The sequence below is a fragment of the Aliiruegeria haliotis genome, assembly GCF_003003255.1.
GTDB classification, from domain to species: Bacteria; Pseudomonadota; Alphaproteobacteria; order Rhodobacterales; family Rhodobacteraceae; genus Tropicimonas; species Tropicimonas haliotis.
The window spans coordinates 357,966-378,650 of record NZ_PVTD01000001.1 but is presented as its reverse complement, the minus strand read 5'-3'; the positions used below and the strand labels follow the sequence as shown (position 1 = coordinate 378,650).

Annotated in this window: 15 protein-coding genes; 6 read left to right on the top strand and 9 right to left on the bottom strand. The window is 65.7% G+C overall.

The window, feature by feature from the left end; all coding sequences use genetic code 11:
* Positions 1–7: 7 nt before the first annotated feature.
* The gene (locus CLV78_RS01670; RefSeq protein WP_106203032.1) at positions 8–3,823 is read left to right on the top strand and encodes an efflux RND transporter permease subunit; all 3,816 of its coding nucleotides are present in this window, start codon (positions 8–10) and stop codon (positions 3,821–3,823) included.
* A gap of 656 nt (positions 3,824–4,479) precedes the next feature.
* Here CLV78_RS01670 and CLV78_RS01665 read toward each other — a convergent pair.
* Positions 4,480–6,297, bottom strand: coding sequence for an ABCB family ABC transporter ATP-binding protein/permease (locus CLV78_RS01665; protein ID WP_106203031.1), 1,818 nt, complete (start codon positions 6,295–6,297; stop codon positions 4,480–4,482).
* 192 nt (positions 6,298–6,489) lie between these two features.
* Between CLV78_RS01665 and CLV78_RS01660 the strand changes: the two genes are divergently transcribed.
* The 5 genes from CLV78_RS01660 to CLV78_RS01640 all read left to right on the top strand — a co-directional run bounded on the left by CLV78_RS01660 (position 6,490) and on the right by CLV78_RS01640 (position 10,772).
* A complete protein-coding gene (locus CLV78_RS01660; RefSeq protein WP_106203030.1) occupies positions 6,490–7,566 on the top strand; it encodes an ABC transporter ATP-binding protein in 1,077 nt (358 codons plus the stop codon).
* 614 nt (positions 7,567–8,180) lie between these two features.
* Positions 8,181–8,405 carry a twin-arginine translocase TatA/TatE family subunit gene (gene tatA / locus CLV78_RS01655; protein ID WP_106203029.1) on the top strand — a complete coding sequence of 75 codons (225 nt, stop codon included), beginning with the start codon at positions 8,181–8,183 and terminating at the stop codon, positions 8,403–8,405.
* A 102-nt stretch (positions 8,406–8,507) separates the two neighbouring features.
* Entirely contained in the window at positions 8,508–9,020 is a 513-nt protein-coding gene (gene tatB / locus CLV78_RS01650) for a Sec-independent protein translocase protein TatB (protein ID WP_106203028.1), read from the top strand.
* Positions 9,021–9,030: 10 nt separating this feature from the next.
* A complete protein-coding gene (gene tatC, locus CLV78_RS01645) occupies positions 9,031–9,915 on the top strand; it encodes a twin-arginine translocase subunit TatC (RefSeq protein WP_106203027.1) in 885 nt (294 codons plus the stop codon).
* On the top strand, positions 9,915–10,772 hold the full coding sequence (locus CLV78_RS01640) for an ATP-binding protein (RefSeq protein WP_106203026.1): 858 nt from the start codon (positions 9,915–9,917) through the stop codon (positions 10,770–10,772). Before tatC ends, CLV78_RS01640 begins: the two co-directional genes overlap by 1 nt.
* Positions 10,773–11,020: 248 nt before the next feature.
* On the opposite strand, the gene CLV78_RS01635 is transcribed toward CLV78_RS01640, so the two are convergent.
* From CLV78_RS01635 to CLV78_RS01600, 8 genes are all read right to left on the bottom strand, one after another.
* Positions 11,021–12,226, bottom strand: a complete 1,206-nt coding sequence (locus CLV78_RS01635) for a peptidoglycan DD-metalloendopeptidase family protein (RefSeq protein ID WP_106203025.1) — start codon at positions 12,224–12,226, stop codon at positions 11,021–11,023.
* An 84-nt stretch (positions 12,227–12,310) separates the two neighbouring features.
* On the bottom strand, positions 12,311–12,952 hold the full coding sequence (locus tag CLV78_RS01630; protein WP_106203024.1) for a protein-L-isoaspartate(D-aspartate) O-methyltransferase: 642 nt from the start codon (positions 12,950–12,952) through the stop codon (positions 12,311–12,313).
* A complete protein-coding gene (surE, locus tag CLV78_RS01625; protein ID WP_106203714.1) occupies positions 12,949–13,737 on the bottom strand; it encodes a 5'/3'-nucleotidase SurE in 789 nt (262 codons plus the stop codon). Before surE ends, CLV78_RS01630 begins: the two co-directional genes overlap by 4 nt.
* 230 nt (positions 13,738–13,967) lie before the next feature.
* Complete coding sequence (locus CLV78_RS01620; protein WP_106203023.1) at positions 13,968–14,861, bottom strand: cytochrome c; 894 nt, start codon at positions 14,859–14,861, stop codon at positions 13,968–13,970.
* Between the two features lie 4 nt (positions 14,862–14,865).
* On the bottom strand, positions 14,866–15,579 hold the full coding sequence (locus tag CLV78_RS01615; RefSeq protein ID WP_106203022.1) for an outer membrane protein: 714 nt from the start codon (positions 15,577–15,579) through the stop codon (positions 14,866–14,868).
* Positions 15,580–15,974: 395 nt separating this feature from the next.
* Positions 15,975–18,332, bottom strand: coding sequence for a TRAP transporter large permease (locus CLV78_RS01610; RefSeq protein ID WP_106203021.1), 2,358 nt, complete (start codon positions 18,330–18,332; stop codon positions 15,975–15,977).
* A 12-nt stretch (positions 18,333–18,344) separates the two neighbouring features.
* Entirely contained in the window at positions 18,345–19,259 is a 915-nt protein-coding gene (locus CLV78_RS01605) for a TRAP transporter small permease subunit (protein ID WP_106203020.1), read from the bottom strand.
* A 110-nt stretch (positions 19,260–19,369) separates the two neighbouring features.
* Positions 19,370–20,452, bottom strand: a complete 1,083-nt coding sequence (locus CLV78_RS01600; RefSeq protein ID WP_106203019.1) for a TRAP transporter substrate-binding protein — start codon at positions 20,450–20,452, stop codon at positions 19,370–19,372.
* Positions 20,453–20,685: the final 233 nt, after the last annotated feature.

The window sequence follows — 20,685 nt, the reverse complement described above, 5'->3', positions numbered from 1 at the left end:
ACAGCGCATGACCGGCATCGTCGATTGGGCCTCTCATCACACGCGAATGATCCTCGCCTTCATCGGCCTCGCCATCGTGGCGGGGACGGCGACCTATATCGGGTTGCCGAAGGAAGGCGAGCCCGACATCGAGATCCCGGCAATCTTCATCTCCGTCCCCTTCCCCGGCATCTCCGCGGCCGACGCCGAGAAGCTGCTGGTCAAGCCGATGGAAACGGAGATGGCGGATCTCGACGGGCTGGAGACGATGTCCGGCACCGCCGTGGAAGGCTATGCCAACCTCGTTCTGGAGTTCGAGTTCGGCTGGGACAAGTCCGGCACCATGGCCGACGTGCGCGCCGCGATGGACAAGGCGGAAGCGAACTTCCCCGAAGGTGCGGAGAACTACTCGGTCGACGAGTTCAACTTCTCCGAATTTCCTATCGTCATCGTGAACCTCACCGGCCCGTTGCCGGAGCGCACGCTGCTGCGGATCGCCAACGACCTGCAAACCGACCTTGAGCGACTGGAGCCGGTACTCGAAGCCGCGCTGGCCGGGCATCGCGACGAGATGGTCGAGGTCACCATCGACCCGCTGAAACTCGAAGCCTACAACGTCACCGCCGGCGAGCTGATCAACGCGGTGTCCAACAACAACCAGTTGATCGCGGCCGGGGAGATCCAAGGCGACCAAGGGTCCTTCGCGGTCAAGATCCCCTCTTCTTTCGAGACGACGGCAGATATCTACGCCATCCCGGTGAAGGTAAACGGGGATTCCGTCATCACGCTGGGCGACCTCGCGACGATTTCCCTGACCTACGAGGATCGCGCCGGAACCGCGCGGTTCGACGGCGACAAGACGGTCGCCCTGCAGGTGGTCAAGCGCAAGGGCTACAACATCATCGACACCGTCGCGATGGTGCGCGAAACCGTGCAGGAGGCACGGTCCAAATGGCCGCCGGAACTACAGGACGCCATCGTCGTCGGCACCTCCAACGACATGTCGGTCCAGGTCGAATCCATGGTGCGGCAGCTCGAAAGCTCGGTACTGACGGCCATCGGGCTGGTGATGATCGTGGTGCTGGCCGCGCTCGGCCCGCGCCCGTCGCTGCTCGTTGGGTTCGCGATCCCCACGTCCTTCCTGATGTGTTTCCTCTTCATGTCGCTGATGGATATCGCGGTGTCCAACATCGTCATGTTCGGCCTGATCCTGTCGGTCGGGATGCTGGTCGACGGGGCCATCGTGGTGGTGGAATATGCCGACAAGCGCATTCAGGCCGGCACCGGCCCGATGCATGCTTATGTCGAGGCCGCCAAGCGGATGTTCTGGCCGATCATCTCTTCGACCGGCACGACGCTCTGCGCCTTCCTGCCGATGCTGTTCTGGCCCGGGGTGCCGGGCGAGTTCATGGGCATGCTGCCGGTGACCCTGATCTTCGTGCTGTCGTCCTCGCTCATCGTGGCGCTGGTGTTCCTGCCGGTGATGGGCGGCGTCTCTGGCCGGCTCGCGCGCAGCTTCCACCATGTGGCGGAGGCGATCCGCCCCTGGCCGTGGATCGTCAAGGCCGTGCTCGTGCCGCCCTCGATGTACCTGATCTTCGTCGGCGCCATGCAGGTGCTGAACCCTGCCTACATCCTGCCCGGCGACGCGGGCGCATCCGGGCGCGTGCTCGGCGTGCTGGTCCTGTTCTTCGGCGCCTTCGCCACCTCCATCACCCTTGACGCGGCCAAGCCCACGTGGCGCAAGCGGCGCATTCGCGCCGGTCACCGCCGCACTTTGTTCGGCTGGATCATCAAGATCATTGCCGGCAACCCGATCATGCCCATCGTCGTGGCCGTGGGTGTCGGGTTCTTCGTCATGTCCACCTTCTCCTACTACGGCGCGAACAATCGCGGCGTGGAGTTCTTTGTCGAGAGCGAGCCGGAGCAGGCCATCGTCTACGTCCGCGCGCGCGGCAACCTCTCCATCGACGAGAAGGACGCCATGGTCCGCGAGGTCGAGGAAATCGTCCTGCGGGAGCCGGGTGTCGACAACGCTTTCTCCTTCGCCGGAGAAGGCGGGCTGAACGCGAATACGGGTGGCGCAAGCGGGCCTCGTGACGCCATCGGCCAGATCCAGATCGAGCTTGTCCGTTGGGAGGATCGCACCGATCGGCCGGATCTCGACGGGGATCTGGTCCTTGCGCGGCTCGAAGAGGAACTGGCCAAGGTACCCGGGATCTACACGGAGGTTCTCAACCTCTCCATGGGGCCTGGGTCCGGCAAGCCTGTGCACCTGCGCCTGACCGGCGACAACTGGACGTCGCTCATCGCCTCCGTCGAAGGCGCGGTTGACCGTTTCGAGGCAACCCCCGGCCTGTTCGGCATCGAGGACACGCTGCCCCTGCCGGGCATCGACTGGCAGATCGATGTCGACGTCGCCAAGGCGGGCCGCTACGGCGCCGATGTGGCGACCGTGGGTGCCATGGTGCAGCTTGTCACCCGGGGCATCCTGCTCGACACGATGCGGGTCGACAGCTCCGACGAGGAGATCGAGATCCGGGTGCGCCTGCCCGAGGAGGACCGCCTGCTGTCCACCCTCGATTCCCTGAAGGTGCGCACATCCTCTGGCCTCGTGCCCCTGTCGAATTTCATCACCCGCAAGCCGGTGCCGAAACTGGCGCGCATCGACCGGGTGGATTCGGAACGCTACTACGACGTGAAGGCCGACGTGCGCGCGAACCTTGCCAAGCTGGTAGACGGCGACGGCGAGATCGTCGACATCGTCAACGCGGAGGCCGCGCAAACCGACCCCGCGATCATCGATCGCGTCGCGTCCGAGGGCCTCTCCGTCGTGCCGCTCACCCCGACCGAGCGCATCGCCGAACTGACCCGCTGGATAGAGACCGAGCGTCCCTTCGCCGATGACGTCAGCTGGCAGTGGACCGGCGACCAGGAAGATCAGGAGGAAAGCCAGGCCTTCCTGCAAACCGCCTTTGCCGGCGCGCTGGCGCTGATGTTCGTGATCCTGCTGACGCAGTTCAACAGTTTCTACAATGCCACCCTGGTTCTGCTTGCCGTGGTATTGTCGACCGCGGGTGTGTTGATCGGCATGCTGGTGATGCAGCAGCCCTTCTCCATCATCATGACCGGCACGGGCATCGTCGCCCTGGCCGGGATCGTGGTGAACAACAACATCGTGCTGATCGATACCTACCAGGAATACAGCCAGTACATGCCGCGGATCGAGGCGATCATCCGCACCGCCGAGGCGCGCCTGCGCCCGGTGCTGCTGACCACGATCACCACCATGGCGGGACTTGCGCCGATGATGTTCGGCCTCAGCCTCGATTTCTTCGGTGGCGGCTACACGGTCGACAGCCCCACGGCCCTGTGGTGGAAACAGCTGGCGACGGCGGTGGTTTTCGGGCTCGGGACAGCCACTGTGCTGACGCTGGTGTTCACGCCGTCGATGCTCGCCTTGCGGGTCTGGTTCTGGGAAGGCGCCTATGGTGGGGTTCGCCTGATGCGCGTGCTTGGTGGCGGTCGCCGCGGCCGCGCTGCGCAGGACTGGAAACTCGGCCGCGCCGCCAGCCGCGTTCGCGCGCCGGAACTGGTCTGGATCGACCCACAGGACGTCGCAGAAGAACAGACCACGCCGGTGGATGCGGCGCCGGCAACCGGGTCCGACACCTCCTTCGCGCAGGCCGGGGAACCAACGCCTGCCCCTGTAGATCCCGCGCCGGCCCCCGGCACAATCGACGAGATCTGGAAAACGGATCCGGTATCTGCGGGCACCAAGGCAAAGCCGGCCAACGATCCCGACGACCAGCCGCCCGGCCCCAACGTCCGGGCAGCGGAATAGGCAATCGACGGGGCCGGGCAGGCGCAATGCCCGGCCCTCGTTTCATCTGACGCCGAGGTGATCGCGACGACGACCAGCCACATCTGGCGGGGCATGACAGCCTGCACTCCAGCGACCAAGCATGAGACCTCCCCCCGAGGCGGCCAACTCGCCTACGGCCAATGACTTCGAGCCCGGCCAGTCCATTCGGTTCAGGGCGCCCCGACGCGGCCCCCCACAACAGCAGCCCTGCACGTCCACGCCTCCGGCGCGCAGGGTCATCCACCGGTCGCGTCGACATCGTGATGAGATTCGGGTGGGCGCAACCGTGCCTGTCCCGGATCAGGCCCGGCCAGATGCGGCGCCTCCAGTCACACCGCCGTCCCGCCTCCCGCAGAGTGCCCACCGGACGACGGCGCCAGTTGGTTCAGTGTTGCGTCGGGGTTGGCGGACCCGGACCTACACGGCTGGCGATAAGGTCCCCCGACCGCATCGGCATCGTGGCAACAGTTTTCGGCGCGTAGCCGGGCCCGTCCCGGAATACATCCGGCCAAACGCCGCGCCGACAGTCCCACGGATGTCCGGCATCACACATGATGACCACCGGACCATGGCACCTTTCGAATCAATGTCACATCGCGGTCGCCAGCAACGGCGCTACACGGCGGGCGATGGGCTCACGCAACCGCATCGGCATCGCGACTGCTTCGCTGCGTGTCCCACATCGACGCGTAGCGTCCGCCCTGCGCCAGCAATTCCGCGTGGCTGCCCCGTTCGACAACCTCGCCCGAGTCCAGCACCACGATCTGGTCGGCATCGACGACAGTGGAGAGCCGGTGCGCGATCATCAGGACCGTGCGCCCCCGCCCCATGGCCGCCAGAGATGCCTGGATGTCCTGTTCGGTCCGGGTATCGAGCGCAGAGGTCGCCTCGTCCAACAGCAGGATCCGCGGGTTCTTCAGGATTGTCCGGGCGATACCCACACGCTGTTTTTCCCCGCCCGAGAGCTTCAGCCCGCGCTCGCCGACCTGTGTCTCGTATCCTTTCGGCAGACCCAGCACGAAGTCGTGGATCTCCGCCGCCCGCGCGGCCGCCTCGACCTGTTCGCGTGTCGCCTGCGGATCGCCATAGGCGATGTTGTAGTAGATCGAGTCGTTGAAGAGCACGGTGTCTTGCGGCACCACTCCGATCGCGCAATGCAGCGAATGCTGGGTGACGTCGCGAACATCCTGCCCGTCAATCCGCAGCGCCCCGGCATCCACGTCATAGAACCGAAACAGCAGCCGGCCGATGGTCGACTTTCCCGAGCCGGTCGGCCCGACGATAGCAAGGCTCCGGCCCGCCGGCACGGTGATGGAGACACCTTTCAGGATTGGCCGCTCCGGCTCATAGCCGAAGTGGATATCGTCCAGGACGACCTCGCCCCGGACGCAGTTCAGGTTCGGCGCGCCGGGCTTGTCCACGACCTCCGCGGGCTGCTCCAGCAAGTCGAACATTTCTCCCATGTCGACAAGGCTCTGCCGGATCTCGCGGTAGACCGTGCCGAGGAAGTTGAGCGGCATGATGATCTGGATCATGTAGGCGTTGACCATGACGAAATCCCCGACCGTGAAATCGCCCGACGCCACCCCCATTGCCGCCATCACCATGACCGCGACCAGACCCGCGTTGATGATCACCCCCTGCCCGAGGTTGATCAGCGCCAGCGAATAGGCGGTCTTCAGCGCGGCGACCTCGTATCCCGCCATCGCGGAATCGTAACGGTCGGCCTCCCGCCGGTCGGCGCCGAAGTACTTCACAGTCTCGAAGTTCAACAGCGAATCGACGGCCCGCTGGTTGGCCTCGTTGTCCTGTTCGTTCATCTCGCGCCGAATGCGCACGCGCCACTCGGTGATCGCGAAGGTGAACCAAACATAGAGTGCGATGGTCACCACCAGCACCGCGAGGAACCGCCAGTCGAACAGCACCACCAACACACCGCACACCATGATCAGCTCCAGCAGCAGCGGCCCGATGGAGAACAGAAGAAAGCGCAGCAGGAAGGAGACGCCCTTGACCCCGCGTTCCATGATCCGGCTCAAAGCGCCGGTCTTGCGCGTGAGGTGGTAGCGCAGGCTCAGCGCGTGGATATGGCGGAAGGTTCGCAATGCAAGCTTGCGCAGCGCACCCTGGCTGACCCGCGCGAAGATCACGTCCCGCAATTGCTGGAACAGGATATTGAGCAGCCGGGCGCCCCCGTAGGCCACCGTCAACCCGATCGCCCCGAGCCCCAGGATCGTCGCCGCGTCCGGCGCGTCGCCGGCCAGCGCATCAACCGCCTGCTTGTAAAAAAGGGGTGTCGCCACTGCCACCAGCTTTGCCAGAACCAGGACGGCCAGAGCCGAGACCACGCGCAGCTTCACCCCGGCCTCGCCGTGTGGCCAAAGGTAGGGAACGACGTTCCGCAACACCTTCGCACCGCGCTGCCGCTCTTCGGTCTGGATCTCGTCTGCCATGGCTCGCCCCTGCTCGCTGGCGCGCAGCCTATGCCGCGCCGGTGCCATTGACCAGCGCATGGCAGCCGCTGTCGTGCGCTGCCGTGCAGGCGGGCCCCGGATCCCAGCCTGCCCCCCCTGTCGCCCCCTTGCCCCGCACCCGCCCCGCTGCTAGGGCTGCCGGAACCCGAGAGAAACAATCGACAAACTGCCGTGACCGCCGCACCCCGCCTGGAGATCGACCAGATCACCCGCCATTTCGACGGGCGCGATGTCGTGGCCGGCGTGTCGCTCTCGGTCACGCCGGGGCAGGTTACCTGCCTTCTGGGCCCCTCCGGCTGCGGGAAGTCTACCACGCTGCGCATTGTCGCCGGGGTCGACCGTCAAACCACCGGCCGCATTCTCGTGGACGGCGTGGTTGTCTCCGATGACGGCCGCCACGCGCCGCCCGAACACCGTGGCATCGGGCTCATGTTTCAGGACTTTGCCCTTTTCCCTCACCTGAGCGTTGCCCACAACGTGGCCTTCGGGCTCGACGGGGGGCTGCGCCGTCACGAGGCGCGGGTCCGTGAGCTCTTGGAGCGGGTGGACCTCGGCGGGTTTTTCGACGCGTTCCCGCACCAGCTCTCCGGGGGCGAGCAGCAGAGGGTGGCACTGGTCCGCGCGCTGGCACCGCGCCCGGCGATCATGCTGATGGACGAGCCGTTCTCCGGCCTCGACAACCGCCTGCGCGACGAGATCCGGGACCGCACCTTGGCGTTGCTGAAGGAAGAGAACACCGCCGTCCTGCTCGTCACCCACGAGCCGGACGAGGCGATGCGCATGGCCGACGAGATTGCGCTCATGCGCGCAGGCCGGATCGTCCAGCAGGGTGCGCCCTACCATGTCTACAACACGCCGGTAGACCGGGCGGCGGCCGGGTTCTTCTCTGACATCAACGTGCTCCGGGGGACCTCCCGGGGCGCGCTGACCGACACGCCCTTCGGCCAGTTCCTGACCCCCGGCCTGTCGGACGGTGCCCCGGTGGAAATCGTGATCCGCCCCCAACACCTGCGCATCGATTTCGATCGCCAGGGACGCGGCCCCAACCCGACCGCCAGCGATGGCGTCGCAGCCCGGGGCGTGGTGCAACGGGCGCGTTTCATGGGCCGTGAAAGCCTTGTGGAATTCCGCATGGACCACGACGGCTCCAGCCTGAAGGCAACGGTGCCGGCGGTGTTCCTGCCGAAGCCCGGCACGCCGCTTTGGCTGACACTGCGGCGCGACCGCTGTTTCGTCTTCCCGGCCTGAGTCGCCAAAGAACCGGGGCGCTCCCGCCCGTCGTCGATGCATCGAAGATGCACCGCCTCCCGTTTGGCAGGGCCGCGCTGACGCGCGGTGCGCGCGCCTCTCCGACGCCGTCTGGCCAAACCGGGACAACCAGGGTTCGGTCGCGGCCCCTTTCCCGCACCAGCGAACCGGCGCCCGGGCTTCCGCGCTTCCTCCAGCCGCGCCGAAGCGCACGCCCTCCCGGCGGATGCCCTTGCCCGCCGCCACAGCCGGCCAGGATACCGGCCAATCTCCCCCGGCATCCCGGCTTCCTCCCTGTGCCGGCCGCCCGGCCTGCCACCCCGCCCGCGGCACGCCCACGCCGCGCAGCGGCGCCACCGCCGTTCGAGCTCCGCTCGGCGGCAACACCCCCGTCCGGCTCCGCGCCGTTGGCCGTGGGTTCGCCCCCACCCGCAGGAGATGCCCAAATTCACGCAATTCCATTGCGGATCCGCACCGTTGCCCGCAAGAAAAATTCGCCCCTCGGCGCTCTTTGGGGGTTTGATCTCCCGCGCGAAACTCATAAGTAATCTCCGAAGCCGTCACTATGGGCGGGCGTCACGCCACCGACAGACCCCGCCAAAGGGAGTAGGAATATGCTGAACAACATCGGCCCCATGGGCCTGCTGCTCATCGCAGTCGTCGTCATCGTGCTCTTCGGGCGCGGCAAGGTCTCCTCGCTCATGGGCGAAGTGGGCAAGGGCATCACTGCCTTCAAGAAGGGCGTAAACGAGGGCAAGCAGGAGCTGGAAGACCAGTCGGCCGACGTCGCCCGCGACGTGACCCCGGAAGACGAGACCGCCGAGAAGGACAAGGTCTGACCCTCGCCCGGCCGGGTCCGATCCCGGCCTGGCGAAGGCCTGATCCGGGCCTGATCCGGGCCACGCCCGATCCCTTTCCCTGAACCGAACCGAGGCTGCCGCATGTTCGATATTGGCTGGACCGAGCTGATGATGATCGGCATCGTTGCGCTGATCGTGGTCGGCCCCAAGGACCTGCCTGTCATGTTCCGTACATTGGGCAAGTTCACCGCCCGGCTGCGCGGCATGGCACGGGACTTCACACGCGCGATGGAGGAAGCCGCCGACGAGGCCGGGGTCAAGGATGTCGCCAAGGACATGCGCAAGATGACCAACCCCAAGGCCATGGGGATGGACGCGCTGAAGGATGCCGCCGGGTTCGATTCCTTCGACCCGTTCGGCGAGGATGACGAAGTCGCGGACGAGGACTCCGCCCGCCCCGCCAAGGGCACGCGGACCGGCGGCGGCCCCGAGACCGACGCCCTCAGCGAAGAACGTGCCGAGGCTGCCCGCAAGATCCGTGAAAGCTCCGCCGCCAAGGCCACCGCGCGTTTGGAGGCCGAGGCGGCCGCCAAGGCCGCGGCAGAGGCACCGTCGGCCCCGGCCCCTTCCGCAGATTCCCCGGACAAGACATGAGCGTGACCGCATGAGCGACCGCCCCGAAGAAGAGATCGACGACAGCTCCGCCCCGTTGATCGAGCACCTTGCAGAGCTTCGCACGCGGCTGATCCGCTCCGTGCTGGCCTTCACGGTGGCCATGGTGGCCTGTTTCACCGTCGCCGAGCCGATCCTGAACTTCCTGGTCGAACCGATCGCCGACATCCTGCGCGCCCGCGGCGAGAACCCGCAGCTGATCTTCACCGCGCCACAGGAGAAGTTCTTTGTCCTGATCCGGATCTCGATGATCTTCGGCCTGGCACTTTCCTTTCCCTATATCGGCTTCCAGCTCTGGCGCTTCGTGGCACCCGGCCTCTACAAGTCCGAGAAGAACGCCTTCCTGCCCTTCCTCATCGCGTCCCCTGTCCTCTTCATGATGGGCGCAGCCTTCGCGCAATTCGTCGTCACGCCGCTGGCGATGAACTTCTTCATCGGCTTCTCCGACGCGATTCCTGCGCTCGCCGCAATTCTGACCGGCGAGAACATCCCTGACGACGTGCAGGACAGCGAGCTGCGGACGGTTTTCCTCGGGTCTGTCCGGGAAAGCCTCGACCTGCTGCTGAAGTTCATCATCGCCTTCGGCCTCTGCTTCCAGCTGCCGGTGCTGCTGACCTTGATGGGCAAGGCCGGGCTGGTCTCTGCCGAGGGTCTGCGCGGCGTGCGAAAATACGCCATCGTCGGCATCCTCGTGCTCGCCGCGCTGGTCACGCCGCCGGATGTCATCACCCAGGTGATCCTCTTTGTCGTCGTCTATTCGCTCTACGAAGTGTCCATCCTGCTCGTCACCCGCGTGGAAAAGAAGCGCAACGCCGAGCTGCGGGAGATGGGTCTTATGGATGACGAGGACGACGAGGCCGAGGCCGGGAACGCCTGATGGCCACGGATTTCACCGCCCATGAGCTCGACCGGATCGCCGCCGCCCTGGAGCGCATGGCACCGGCGCCCGCCGGGGCACCGGATTTCTCCGCCGCCGAGGCCTTCGTGTGGCAGACCGGCCCGGATGCGCTCCTGCCGGTGGACAAGGTCAACCGTGTCGACCTCTCGCTGCTCATCGGCATCGAGCGCGCACGCGATACCCTGCTCGAGAACACCGTCCAGTTCGCACGCGGCCTGCCTGCCAACAATGCCCTTCTCTGGGGCGCTCGTGGCATGGGAAAGTCGAGCCTGGTCAAGGCCGTGCACGCCGAAGTTCTGTCCCGGGGCGAAGCGCTGAAGATCGTCGAGTTGCAGCGCGAGGACCTGCCCTCGCTCTCCCGGCTGCTGAAGATCCTGCGCGATGCCACCGATTATCGTTTCCTGCTGTTCTGTGACGACCTGTCCTTCTCCCATGACGATCAGCACTACAAGTCGTTGAAGGCGGTGCTGGATGGGGGCATCGAGGGACGGCCCGAGAACGTGCTGTTTTATGCCACGTCCAACCGTCGACACCTGATGCCGCGGGACATGATCGAGAACGAGCGCAGCTCGGCGATCAACCCGTCCGAAGCGGTGGAGGAAAAGGTCTCCCTGTCCGATCGCTTCGGCCTGTGGCTCGGGTTCCACCCCTGCTCGCAGGACGAGTACCTGGCGATGATCCGGGGATATTGCGATGCCCATGGCGTCCGGATCGATGCCGAAATGCTGCGCGCCGAAGCCATTGAATGGCAGGCAACCCGTGGCGCTCGATCAGGGCGGGTGGCGTGGCAGTATTTCACCGACCTTGCCGGACGGCGCGGCGTGGCGCTGACGTAGGCACATTCCAAGCCGGCAAAACGCGGCGTTTCTTACGGCAAAACGCACGCCAAATGCGGCAGCGCAGAAGGCGTAACCAACAGGGGCGCCGCCCCTCTGCGAAGGGCGGCAGGCGCAAAGCCCCGGCCGGAAAAACGAAGGGAAACAATTTACTCGTTACGCCACAGTCAAATGGTTAACGCGCCGTCACCCTTCGTCCTATTCCGGAATTCCCGACTTTACCACTCCATTTTGCTGCACTGCGGCATTCACCGCAAGTAGTCATTCGGATCGACCGCCTCGACCCCTTCGCGAACCTCGAAGTGCAGGAACGGCGCATTGCTGGCGCGGACCGTTGCGATCGACTGCCCCCGTTTCACGTTCTGCCCCTTCTTGACCTTCAGGTCATCGACATTGGCATAAACCGTCAGGATACCGCCGGAGTGGCGCAACACGATGATCGGCACGTTGTCGGTGTCCTGCGTGATGGCGGCCACGACGCCACTGTCGGCCGCCACCACGGGCGATCCGGCTGCCGCGCCGATATCGATGCCGTCGTTCCGGCCCTTGCGGAAATCGCGGATGATCGAGCCGCTGGCAGGCGCTGTCATCCGCGCATTGCTGGCCGACGCCTTGGTGGCATCCTTGCCGAGGTCGGGGGAATCCGGTGTTCCGGCCGGCGTCGCGGTGGCGGCCGTGGTGGTCTTCACCGCCGGCTCGGTCTTCTCGTCGGGCAACGGGCTGGAGGCGCTCGGCGGCGTGGGCGTCGGGCTGCCCTGCCCCGGTGCCGTGGTCGCGCTCGTGGAGGCGGCAGCGGCGGCGCCGCTCTCCTGTACCACGACCGGGATCAGCAGGAACTGCCCTGTCCGGACGGCAAGGTCCGGGCCGAGCCCGTTCCATTCGGCCAGCGACCTGGCAGAGACGCCGTAGAGCCGCGCAATCGAATAGGCGGTCTCTCCTGCCTCGACCTTGTGGCGCACCGGCTCCTTGCCCTTGGGCGTGGCGGGCCGTGGCGTCGGAGTGCTGGTCGCCCCCGAGGGCGCCGCGACGTCCGCACGGTCGATGGCACCGCCGGCCAGCGTCTGGATGTCCACCGTTCCGGCATTGAGCGCACCGGTCGAGGCCGACGGCTCGGCCACGCGCCGCGGCAGGGCCAGCACCTCTCCGGGGTTGAGCGCCGCCGTAACCGGCACACCGTTGTAGCGCGCAAGCTCCTCGGCCGGGATGCCGATCCGTGCGGCCACATCCTGCACCGTGTCGCCGCGCTTCGCGACCACGACCTGGTAGTTCGGATAGGAGATGATCCCCCGGCTGTCCGGCGTCGGGCGGGATGCCGTCGTCGCCTGCACCGCGGAGGTGGTGTCGAACCCGCGACCCACGTCCCGCAGGTCGAGGTCCAGGTTGGTGGTGGAACAGGCGCTCAGCACAAGCACGCTGGCGCAAAGGCCCAGGGACGGGCGGGCGTTGGGGCGCATCGGCTCTCACTCCTCAAGCGCGGCACCCTCTTTCCGGGGCATCCGCTGGTCTGGATGGCGCGGCAGGTTCCGCGCCGGCAATCTTCACTCGCGTCCGAGCCCTTCGAGCAGCGGCACGAAACGCACCGGGCCCAGCTCGTCGTACTCGTACCCATCCTCGGTCCGCCGCACCCGGATCAGGGTTTGCACGGCGTCGGACTGGCCCACGGGCAATACCATGATACCGCCAACCCGCAACTGCGCCAAGAGCGGCCCCGGAGGGTCTTCGGCGGCTGCGGTCACTATGATACGGTCGAAGGGCGCCTGGTCGGGCAACCCGTGGCTGCAATCGGCGGTCAGCGTGATGATATTGGTCAGGCCGAGCGTGTCGAAAAGATGCTGCGCATGTGTTGCCAGCCGCTTGAAACGCTCGGCGGTGTAGACGCGGCGCGCAAGGTGGGCAAGGATCGCCGCCTGGTAGCCCGAGCCGGTGCCCAGCTCCAGCACCTTGTCACGCGGCCCCACATCCAGCGCCTGTGTCATCGTGCCGACGATGGACGGCTGGGAGATCGTCTGGCCGCAGGCGATCGGCAACGGGGTGTCGTCATAGGCGCGGTCGGCAAAGAGCCCCTGCACGAACAGCCCCCGGTCGACCTTCTCCATGGCCGTCAGGACACGCTTGTCGGTGACGCCCTTCGAACGAAGGGCGAAGAGCAGGCGCATCTTCTGTTCGGCCGTCCAGGTCATTCGATGGCGGCTTTCAGGCTTGCCATCGCATCCCCGGCGGTCAGGTCGGCGCGCATCGGCGTGACGGAGATATAGCCGTCCATGTTCGCCTGCACGTCCGTCCCCGGGGCGGAGGGCTGGTCCTGCCGGCCGCCGCGAATCCACAGGTAGCGGCGCCCGTTCGGGGCGCGGGTCGGCTCGACGGCGAACTTCACGCCCTCGCGGAAGCCCTGGCTGGTGGCCAGAACACCCTTCACCGCGGCGGCGGGGATCGGCGGGAAGTTGATCGAGTAGAAAGTGCGGTAACCGCCCCGACTGCCCCAGTCGGCCTTTTGCAGCAGCGACTTGACCAGCGCGGCACCATGCACGGCGGAGGCCTCGAACTGGTCTTCCAGATCCACGTTGCCCGGCCCGTAGTATTGCGACAGGGCAATCGAGGGCAGCCCCTGCAAGGCGCCTTCCATGGCGCCACCGATGGTGCCGGAATACATCGTGTTCTCGCCCGAGTTGTTGCCACGGTTCACGCCGGACAGCACAAGGTCCGGGGGAGAGTCCTTCATGACGTCATGCACACCCGCCAGCACGCAATCGGCCGGGCTGCCCTCGGCGGCAAAGCGGCGCTCCCCAAGCTGGCCGATCATCGTGGGGTGGCTGTAGCTGATACAATGGCCAACGCCGGATTGTTCGAACGCCGGGGCCACGGTCCAGACCTCGCCGTCCGGGCCAGCGACCTCCTCGGCGATGGCGTGCATGATTTCGAGCCCCGGCGCGTTGATACCGTCGTCGTTGGTGATCAGGATCCGCAGCGGACGGGTTGTGGGCAAGGCGTTGGACATCGGTGTACCTGCGGTGTTTTCGGCGTCCCCGCGCGGTGCGTCCGGGCGGGCTGGGATACCGGCGGCGCGGGGGAGTGACCACGGGCCAGCCGAATCGGTTGTGACGATGTTTCATCCGGGCGGGCAGAGCCGGCAAGCCCCTCGCGGGGGATATGCGGAAAGCGATGCATCCATGCCCGCCCCACCGGCCGCCGCGGCCGCTATTCCGCCGAGGCCACGGCGGGCAGTGCCTTCAGATAGGCGGCGATGGCACGCAGGTCGCTTTCGGGAAGGTGGGTCAGGTTCACCCTTGCCGCGTTCATGCCGGAATAGTTGAGTTCGGGATCGAGAGGATGCAGCGCCTCCACGATCTCCTCGATGGAGCGGACGCCAAGACCATCCTCATGCGGCGTCAGGTTCGGCGCGGTGCCGCTGCCGTCGAGCAGTTCCGCCCCGCCCAGCCAACGCGACAGCCGCGCCCCGCCCAGGGGGGTGCGCGGTGTGTGACAGGTGCCGCAATGCCCCGGCCCCTCGGCGAGGTACTGACCCCGCGCCACCTCCGCCCCCGCATCGGCCAGCGTCACCGCCGGCCCCGGCCGCAGGTACATGCGCCGCCACCCCTCCGCCGCGACAGGCAGGCTCACAGGGAACACCGGGGCATTTCCCGCCACTTCGCCGGGAACGACGGGCAGGCTCTTGAGAAAGGCAAAGAGGTCGGCAACGTCCTGATCCCGCAACCGGACAAAGGAATCGTAGGGGAAGGCCGGATAGTAGGCGTGCCCGTCCGGCGCGATGCCTGACCGCAGGGCCCGGTCGAATTGCGCCAGCGACCAGCCGCCGATGCCGGCCTCGGGGTCAGGGGAGATATTCGGCCCCCGGAACGTGCCGAAATCGCTGCGGATCGGCTCGCCGCCACCCAGTTCCGGCGTCTTCGATGATACCCTGCCCGCCCCGGCATGGCAGGAGGCGCAACCGCCAGCCCAGAAGATCGCCTCCCCATTTGCGCGCGAGACCTCCGCAAGCGCCCCGCCTGCCGACGTCGCGGGCGTCTCCTGCCCGGCGCAGCCCGCCAGGACCAGCAGGCAGAGGGCGGCCAGCTTTCCGATGTTCCTCATGGCGTTACCTGCGTTTGAACGGGTTTTTCTGCAACGTGTAGTTCACCCCGATGGCGACCTGCCGGCTGAGCACATCCGTCTCAAGGCGGCCGCCGTATTGCAGGTCCACATCGATCCAGAACTTCGCCAGCTTCGCCTCCGCGAAGACGCTCCAGCGGTCATTGATCGCCGCTTCCAGCCCGATCAGCGCTTGCGCCGAACCGCCGCCGAACTGGTACCAGAAGGTCTCGCTGGTGCCGTCGGAATTCGTCACCTCGACATGCGGGGTTGTGATGCCGACGCCGACACCGGCGTAGGGCGTGAAAGTGCTCTGGTTCTGCCAGCGGTAGTGGGCATTGGCGCTGATCATGTTCACGCCGTCGGTAAACTCCAGCACCTTGAACCCGTCGGGCATCGGGTCGGCGGCGATCTTGGCATGCACATTGTCGATGCCGAAGCCCCAGTTGGGATGCGACTCCAGCCACCAGATGGCGCGAACGCCGAAATAGGGTGGCATCTTGTAGGCCTCGCCATCCCAGGAGACATCGGCCGTTTCCGCGCCCGCGCCCCGGTTGAAATCGTAACCGACAGTGGACTCGGGCGACTGGTTGGCGCCGAGGTAGAACGACAGGACCATCTCCGCGCGGGCCACACCGGGCATCAGCAGAAGAGTCGATATCGCAAGGGCCGAGGCGGCGCCTGACAGGCGGTGCACTTGGCGGGAACGGCATTGGGTCATGTGAGTGCTCGAACTTGTTCCGGATCAGGGAACCCCTCGGCCCCGGCATCGGCATTGGAGGCGATGGTATCCCCGGCGGACGCAGTCCCCGCTGTCCGTGCCCCCGGTCCGAGGTGTCGCGGACAAGACCGTCGATAGACCTCTGACACCGACGGGCAAGGACAATCGCCGGGAACGGTCGGATCAGCGGCACTAAGCCGCGACCGCATGTGGTCCATCGCCGGACCACGTCAGACACTGCCCGCTCGATTCTCGGGCGGTGCATTGGGCGCCGAGCCATCCGTCCCCGCCGCGCCCGTCCATGTCACCGCGCGCGTCGCAGGATCGCGGCTCCCAGAACACGAAAAAGCCCGGCGCTTTCGCACCGGGCTTTCCGAATGGCATTCTGGTTGCGGTCAGTTGCCGATGAGGTTCGGCACGATCGTGACAATGGAGGGGAACAGCCACAGCAGTCCCAGACCCGCGACCTGGATTAGCACGAAGGGAATCACGCCACGGTAGATATGGCCCGTGGTGACCTCTTTCGGCGCGACCCCGCGCAGGTAGAACAGCGCAAACCCGAACGGTGGCGTCAGGAACGAGGTCTGAAGGTTCACCGCGATCATGATCGTCACCCATTTCGGATCCATCGTGCCGCCGTAGATCACCGGCCCGACGATCGGGATGACGATGTAGATGATCTCCAGGAAATCGAGCACGAAGCCGAGGATGAACAGCACCAGCATCACGATCAGGAAGACCGTGATCTCGCTGTCGTAGCTTCTCAGGAACTGCTGGATGTAGTGCTCCCCGCCGAAGGAGATCACCACGAGGTTCAGCAATTGCGAGCCGATCAGGATGGTGAAGACCATAGACGTGACCTTTGCCGTCTCCCGCACGACGGGTTTCAGCACCCCCTTCGCGAAAAGCACGTAGCAGGCGTAGAAGATGCCGAACATCGCATAGAGATAGGCGGCCTTGGCCACGAGGAAGGCGGCCCAGTTCTCGAAGCTGACATTTTCCTGGTTCACCCGCAGATCGAAGTTCACGCCCACGAGGATCATGATGATGATCGCGAAGGTGGACCAGATGATGATGCCCCCCTTGCCCTCGTCCTCCGCCAGGCGGCGATAAGCGGCCAGCATCAGCGCGCCACCTGCCCCCAGCGCTGCGGCCGGTGTGGGGTTGGTGATGCCGCCGAGTATCGAGCCGAGCACGGCCACGATGAGCACCAGCGGCGGGAAGACCACGCGCAGGAGTTCATTCTGGCCGAGGCGGGAGGCCGCCGTGCGGCATCCGTAGAGCACCATCGCCAGCGGGATCGCGAGCCACAGCACGGTCGCACCGGGCGACGTGACCGGCGAGATGAACAGCCAGTCGACCGCCAGCGCCAGCAGCACCCCTGCGCCGCCAATCAACAGGTTGCGCGGATCGGCGGTGGGCGAGACACCGCGCGCCGTGACAAGCACCAGCGACAGGAGCAGGAAGGGCACGACGATGGCGCTGGAGAGCGGCGGCGCGGAGGCGATCTTGTCGGCCTGACGCGTGGCGATCTCCTCTTCGGAAAGCTTGCGGCTCTCCTCGACACCACCGGCGGCATCGATGTCGGCCTGCTGTGCCATGGCCGCGTCCCAGGCCTCCTGGCCGTGCAGCTCGATCATCGCGCCCTGGCATTGCTCGCTCACGTTGGTGCGCAGGCTTGCGGTCTGACCGGCATCGGAGAAGCTGTCGACAGTGACGTTCTGCGAGCCCATCAGGTTCGCGGATCCCATGAGGATGGTGCCCGCGATCAGTGCTACCGGCACGAAGAGGAACCATGTCAGCGCCTCGCCACGGGACACGGCCTCGCCGTCGCTGCCGCCTTCCATCGGCACCGGCGGCGCCTTCTCCGGGTTCAGGATCGCGTAGCCAAGCGCATAGGCGCCGTATAGCACAGCTAGCATGATCCCCGGCACGAGCGCGGCCTGAAACAGCGTACCCACAGAGACAACCGCCGGCTCCCCGAGATAGGTCAGGGCATCCGAACACCCGACAAGCTGCGCGCGCTCCTCCTGCGCGGCGGAATAGAGGTCGCCCGCAAGCGTGCCGAGCAGCACGATCACGATCGACGGCGGGATGATCTGTCCCAGCGTCCCGCTCGCCGCGATCACGCCCGTCGCCAGTTCCGGCGAGTAGTTGTTCCGCAGCATCGTCGGAAGCGCCAGAAGGCCCATGGTCACGACGGTTGCGCCCACGATTCCAGTCGACGCAGCGAGGAATGCGCCCACCACCACGATGGAGACCGCGAGGCCGCCCGGCAGCGGACCGAAGACCTTTGCCATGGTGGTCAGCAGATCGTTGGCGATCTTCGACCGCTCCAGCGTGATGCCCATCAGCACGAACATCAGCACCGCAAGCAGCGTTTCGATCGAGGCACCGGCCAGCACACGCTCGTTGATCCGGTTGACGATGAAGCTGAGGTTGCGGTCCATCGCCTGCTCCCAGCCCCCCGGGAAGACGGCCTCGGCGTAACGTGGCAACTCCGGGTATCGGAAGACCGAAATGGAATCGGCCGCGACGCCGCTGGACACAAGGTCGCGATAGGCCTCCGACGAGGTGTCGATGGCCTGGTGGATCAACAGCCCCGCGCTGTCGAGCGCGGCGATGATCCCGAAGGAAATGATCCCGGCGCCACCGATGGCGAAGGCCACCGGGAAACCGGACAGAATTGCGCCGAACAGGCACAGGAAGACGATGAGAAGGCCGACTTCGACCCCGTCGAGTCCGAGAAACATGTGCTCTGCCCCTTAGTGGATTTCTGCCACAAGCTCGGCATCGGCATCGCCCAGCTTGTCCTTGTCGAGATGTTTGCCCTCGCTCTCAGGGCCCTCCTTCCACTCAAGGTAGGAGCGGTAGAAGAAGGCGATCGCCTGCAGGAAAACCAAGCCCGCGAAGGCCACCAGCAGCAGCTTGAACAGGAAGTAGGCGTTGAAGCCGTTGGGGGAGAATCCGATGGTCTCCACGTTCCACTTCACGATCCGGGACTTCTTGAGCATCAGTTCGAGCTTGTCGGAGGCGGAGATCTTCGGCGTGATCAAGTGACGCCACATGAAGAACCAGCCATACATCCAGACGAGCACCGCGACCGGCATCATGAAAACGAGCGAGCCCACCATGTCGATGATCTTGCGGGTGCGGTAGCGGACGACGGAATAGACGAGGTCCACCCGCACATGCCCGCCCTGCACGAAGGTGTAGGTGGCGCAAAGGGCCACGATGGCGGCGTTGTAGAGTTTCAGTTCTTCGGCCCACCAAGACACGTCGAAGGTGACGGCCGAACCGAAGCCCATGGAGATCTGCGAGGCCGCGAAGATCCGCTGCATGAAGACGATGACGATCTGTTGCAGCACCATCAGCAAACCGGCCCAGGCCACGAACCGGCCGATCGTGTTGGCAAAGCCTTCCAACCCGATGACCACGCCCCACAGTACCCTGTTCCATACCAGCCCGATGGCTGTCAGCGTGAGGAAGGCCGTGAATACGACAAAGAAGAACTCGACCGAGCCGCCGTAATAGGCGAAGCGCATGATCGCTTCCTTGTTCGACCAGTCCAGCCAAAGGCCCGGATGCGAGATCGCGTAGAAGAAATTGTAGTAGGCCTCGATGATGTTGGCGAAGAACCAACCGACGGCGCTGCCGCCCCATGCCTCGACCAGTCCCATGTGGTCTGTCCCCCGAACGTCTTTTCCAGTGCGCTGTCCGGATCGTTGCCGGAAAGGCGAACGGGCAGGCCCCGCGATCAGGGCCTGCCCGCCGTGCGTGGTGTCAGGCCTTAGCCGAGAACGCGGTCACGCTGGGCGCGATAGGCGGACACGGAGCTGGTGAGCCAGCCGGAGCTGTCCTTCATCGACTGTGCATAGTCGTCGTAGATCTTCTTGAAGATCTCGTCGCCCATGAACTCGTCATAGACCTTCTGCGAGGCGGCCCCCATGGCATCCCAGACCGCATCCGGGAATTCGAGCACCTTCACGCCGCCGGCCTGCAGGCGCTGCAACGCCGCGCCGTTGTTCATCAGGTACTGCGACAGGTTCCAGACGTTGGCGTGGCCGGACGCGATCTCGACCGCAGATTGCTGGGCCGGGGTCAGGCTGTCGAACACTTCGCGGTTCATGGCAGCGGTCAGACCGGCGGCCGGCTCGTGGAAGCCAGCTGTGTAGTAGAACTTGGTGATCTCCTGGAAACCGGCTTTCTCGTCCGCCCAGGGGCCGATCCACTCGGTGCCATCGATCGCGCCGGAGGCCAGCGCCTGGTACACTTCGGAGCCCGGCAGGTTCTGCACGGAGGCACCCATGTGGCCAAGGGCCTTGCCGCCAAGGCCCGGCATGCGGAACTTCAGGCCGTTGAAATCCTCGGGACCGGAGATTTCCTTGTTGAACCAGCCACCGGCCTGCGTGCCGGTGTTGCCGGCGAGGAAGGACTTCAGGCCGAAGATTTCACCCAGCTCGTCGTGCAGGGCCGCGCCGTTGCCGTGGTAGTACCAGTTGTTCAGCTCGGTCGCGGTCATGCCGAAGGGCACGCCGGTGAAGAAGGCGAAGGCCGGATGCTGGTTGACGAAGTAGTAGTCGGCCGCGTGATACATGTCGGCCTGGCCGGCGGTCACGGCATCGAACACCTCGAAGGCGCCGACGAGTTCGCCGGCGGCCTTGACCTCGACCGTCAACTGGCCGTCGGTGATCGCGGTGATGTTGTCCGCGGTTTTCTGGGCGGCGTCGAACACGCCCGCAAGGCCGCGGCCCCAGGATGTGACCATTGTCAGCGTACGCTTGCCCTGAGCGTAGGCCGGTGCGGCAAGGGCGGTTGCGGCTGCTGCCGAGCCACCGAGTGCCGAATTCTTGAGAAATGAACGACGATCCATGAGGTTGTCCTCCCGTTGGTCCTTTTTCGCCCACCTTCTGGCAGGCGGATCGTTTTCGAGTGCGCGGGAGCCTAGCCGCCTCGGCCGGAACGTCAAATACCGACAAGTACGTAGCCGCACTGCAGAAATCAAATATATTGTTCTAATTCAGCGAGATACACCCGGAAACCAATGTGCCGAACGCATGTTCCGGACCCTTTTTATCAGTAATATCAGCCCGACTTCACGCCGTG

What these genes read in the sequence shown, in the direction of transcription:
- CLV78_RS01600 (WP_106203019.1), bottom strand. Translation starts at nt 20,452, where the DNA reads ATGGATCGTCGTTCATTTCTCAAGAATTCGGCACTCGGTGGCTCGGCA.
- CLV78_RS01610 (WP_106203021.1), bottom strand. Translation starts at nt 18,332, where the DNA reads ATGTTTCTCGGACTCGACGGGGTCGAAGTCGGCCTTCTCATCGTCTTC.
- CLV78_RS01640 (WP_106203026.1), top strand. Translation starts at nt 9,915, where the DNA reads ATGGCCACGGATTTCACCGCCCATGAGCTCGACCGGATCGCCGCCGCC.
- tatA (WP_106203029.1), top strand. Translation starts at nt 8,181, where the DNA reads ATGCTGAACAACATCGGCCCCATGGGCCTGCTGCTCATCGCAGTCGTC.
- CLV78_RS01665 (WP_106203031.1), bottom strand. Translation starts at nt 6,297, where the DNA reads ATGGCAGACGAGATCCAGACCGAAGAGCGGCAGCGCGGTGCGAAGGTG.
- tatB (WP_106203028.1), top strand. Translation starts at nt 8,508, where the DNA reads ATGTTCGATATTGGCTGGACCGAGCTGATGATGATCGGCATCGTTGCG.
- tatC (WP_106203027.1), top strand. Translation starts at nt 9,031, where the DNA reads ATGAGCGACCGCCCCGAAGAAGAGATCGACGACAGCTCCGCCCCGTTG.
- CLV78_RS01635 (WP_106203025.1), bottom strand. Translation starts at nt 12,226, where the DNA reads ATGCGCCCCAACGCCCGCCCGTCCCTGGGCCTTTGCGCCAGCGTGCTT.
- CLV78_RS01670 (WP_106203032.1), top strand. Translation starts at nt 8, where the DNA reads ATGACCGGCATCGTCGATTGGGCCTCTCATCACACGCGAATGATCCTC.
- CLV78_RS01630 (WP_106203024.1), bottom strand. Translation starts at nt 12,952, where the DNA reads ATGACCTGGACGGCCGAACAGAAGATGCGCCTGCTCTTCGCCCTTCGT.
- CLV78_RS01615 (WP_106203022.1), bottom strand. Translation starts at nt 15,579, where the DNA reads ATGACCCAATGCCGTTCCCGCCAAGTGCACCGCCTGTCAGGCGCCGCC.
- CLV78_RS01605 (WP_106203020.1), bottom strand. Translation starts at nt 19,259, where the DNA reads ATGGGACTGGTCGAGGCATGGGGCGGCAGCGCCGTCGGTTGGTTCTTC.
- CLV78_RS01620 (WP_106203023.1), bottom strand. Translation starts at nt 14,861, where the DNA reads ATGAGGAACATCGGAAAGCTGGCCGCCCTCTGCCTGCTGGTCCTGGCG.